The organism is Acinetobacter lwoffii (assembly GCF_024129715.1).
In the GTDB taxonomy this organism is placed as follows: Bacteria; Pseudomonadota; Gammaproteobacteria; order Pseudomonadales; family Moraxellaceae; genus Acinetobacter; species Acinetobacter lwoffii_U.
The window spans coordinates 1-507 of sequence record NZ_JAMXXM010000074.1; the positions used below are offsets into that span (position 1 = coordinate 1).

1 protein-coding gene and 1 pseudogene are annotated in these 507 nt (G+C 34.3%); one reads left to right on the top strand and one right to left on the bottom strand.

Going from position 1 to position 507, the window contains the following annotated elements:
- A partial coding sequence (locus NI462_RS14945) for a MerR family DNA-binding transcriptional regulator (RefSeq protein WP_253161244.1) occupies positions 1-85 on the bottom strand: 85 nt, incomplete at its 3' end.
- Between the two features lie 90 nt (positions 86-175).
- On the opposite strand from NI462_RS14945, the pseudogene NI462_RS14950 reads away from it, so the two are divergent.
- A pseudogene (locus NI462_RS14950) lies at positions 176-507 on the top strand (cation transporter); the annotation flags it as partial.

Sequence of the window (507 nt, forward strand, 5' to 3'; positions counted from 1 at the left end):
GAATTAAACCTTCCTTTTCATAAAACCTAATTGTTAATACTGAACATGAGGTTTTTTTAGAGAGTTCACCAATTTTTAAATGCATTGAGTTGGTATTTCCAAAAAATCTTGACTCTATAGTAACTATAGGGATTCTAATATTCAAAGTTTATAAATTTTTTTAATGGGTATAACTATGAGTGGCTGTGGATGTAGTAAAGAAACACCATGCGAAGATAAGAAATCTCAACAAGAAAATCATCCATCAATTGCAGAAGCAAGCAATTCAAAGAATTGTGATAATACGCCTAGCTGTTGTGGTGAAGAGGAAGAAGAAAAATCTTCATCTCCTTGCTGTAACACTTCAAACAGTTGTGAAGATACCGCTCAATCCTGTTGTGGTTCTGATCCCAAAGAAAATTTAAGCACTGAAAACGTTTTAAAAGATTCGCACTACATGAGTGAATACTTAGTTCCCAAAATGGATTGTTCTGCGGAAGAACAGATGGTTCGTATGGCGCTATCTTC